Origin of the sequence: Paenibacillus sp. EZ-K15, from assembly GCF_002573715.1 — a bacterium.
Lineage (GTDB): Bacteria > Bacillota > Bacilli > Paenibacillales > Paenibacillaceae > Paenibacillus_AQ.
The window spans coordinates 1-1,357 of record NZ_PDHM01000012.1; the positions used below are offsets into that span (position 1 = coordinate 1).

At 51.1% G+C, this 1,357-nt stretch carries 7 tRNA genes and 1 rRNA gene; all 8 read left to right on the forward strand.

Annotated features, from left to right (window positions below):
* Positions 1–281 precede the first annotated feature (281 nt).
* The 8 genes from rrf to CRG97_RS08095 all read left to right on the forward strand — a co-directional run bounded on the left by rrf (position 282) and on the right by CRG97_RS08095 (position 1,250).
* Positions 282–398: ribosomal RNA gene (rrf, locus tag CRG97_RS08060) — 5S ribosomal RNA — on the forward strand.
* A 9-nt stretch (positions 399–407) separates the two neighbouring features.
* Positions 408–483, forward strand: a tRNA-Asn gene (locus tag CRG97_RS08065).
* Positions 484–488: 5 nt separating this feature from the next.
* Positions 489–580 (forward strand) — tRNA-Ser (locus CRG97_RS08070).
* Between the two features lie 17 nt (positions 581–597).
* Positions 598–672, forward strand: a tRNA-Glu gene (locus CRG97_RS08075).
* A 135-nt stretch (positions 673–807) separates the two neighbouring features.
* A tRNA-Val gene (locus tag CRG97_RS08080) sits at positions 808–883 on the forward strand.
* An 87-nt stretch (positions 884–970) separates the two neighbouring features.
* A tRNA-Met gene (locus CRG97_RS08085) sits at positions 971–1,047 on the forward strand.
* 30 nt (positions 1,048–1,077) lie between these two features.
* Positions 1,078–1,154: transfer RNA gene (locus tag CRG97_RS08090), tRNA-Asp, on the forward strand.
* Between the two features lie 20 nt (positions 1,155–1,174).
* A tRNA-Lys gene (locus tag CRG97_RS08095) sits at positions 1,175–1,250 on the forward strand.
* Positions 1,251–1,357 lie beyond the last annotated feature (107 nt).

Sequence of the window (1,357 nt, forward strand, 5' to 3'; positions counted from 1 at the left end):
AGGTTGGAGGTGGAAGTGCAGCAATGCATGGAGCTGACCAATACTAATCGGTCGAGGGCTTATCCAAATAACACCCCAAAAAGTGAAGCGAAGCTTTGAAGCAACGCCGAATACTTTCCGGGGACCCCGATATTACATTGGGGAAATGCTACGGATTCTAAAACACGCAAATTCGTTTCGTATCTAGTTTTCAGGTGATCAAAACTGAATTGTAAGTGTACAAGTTATACTTGCAAGGAGGATGGTCACGGCATTTGGCGATGCCGGATCCTGAATATACGTTTGGTGGCGATAGCGGAAGGGTTCCACGCGTACCCATACCGAACACGACCGTTAAGCCTTCCAGCGCCGATGGTACTTGGACCGAAGGGTCCCGGGAGAGTAGGACGTCGCCAAGCGGTACATATTCCCTGATAGCTCAGTTGGTAGAGCACTCGACTGTTAATCGAGTTGTCACAGGTTCGAGTCCTGTTCGGGGAGCCACTTATGGAGAGGTGTCCGAGTTGGCCGAAGGAGCACGATTGGAAATCGTGTAGGCGCCAAAAGCGTCTCGAGGGTTCGAATCCCTCTCTCTCCGCCAGCAAGGACTGCATATATGGCCCGTTGGTCAAGGGGTTAAGACACCTCCCTTTCACGGAGGTAACAGGGGTTCGAATCCCCTACGGGTCACCACTATCTTTACTGCATCAGGGGATGAGAATCCCGTCGGTTCGTCGGAGGATAACTTCGTAAGCATAGACTTCACAGTCTCGAACGAAGTGAGAGTATCCCCTACGGGTCACCATTATCTTTAACAACATTCCAGACGGAGGCTTAGCTCAGCTGGGAGAGCATCTGCCTTACAAGCAGAGGGTCGGGGGTTCGATCCCCTCAGCCTCCACCATGATTTATCCCCAAAAAGTGAAGCATATGCTTCGCAAGTAATTCCGATTACTTTTCGGGGAACCCATATAAGCAACCCTTTTAATGACGCGGGGTGGAGCAGTTCGGTAGCTCGTCGGGCTCATAACCCGAAGGTCGTAGGTTCAAATCCTGCCCCCGCAACCAATTTATATCGCTATCGCGATAATGTTTCATGGAACTGTGGTGTAGAGGCCTAACATGCCTGCCTGTCACGCAGGAGATCGCGGGTTCGAATCCCGTCAGTTCCGCCATTCTTTACTCTTAGTAATAAGAGCCATTAGCTCAGTTGGTAGAGCACCTGACTTTTAATCAGGGTGTCGAAGGTTCGAGTCCTTCATGGCTCACCATCTTTACCAAGAGAGCTTGAGACGGAATACATATTTACATTGCGGACGTGGCTCAGCGGTAGAGCATCGCCTTGCCAAGGCGAGGGTCGCGGGTTCGATTCCCGTCG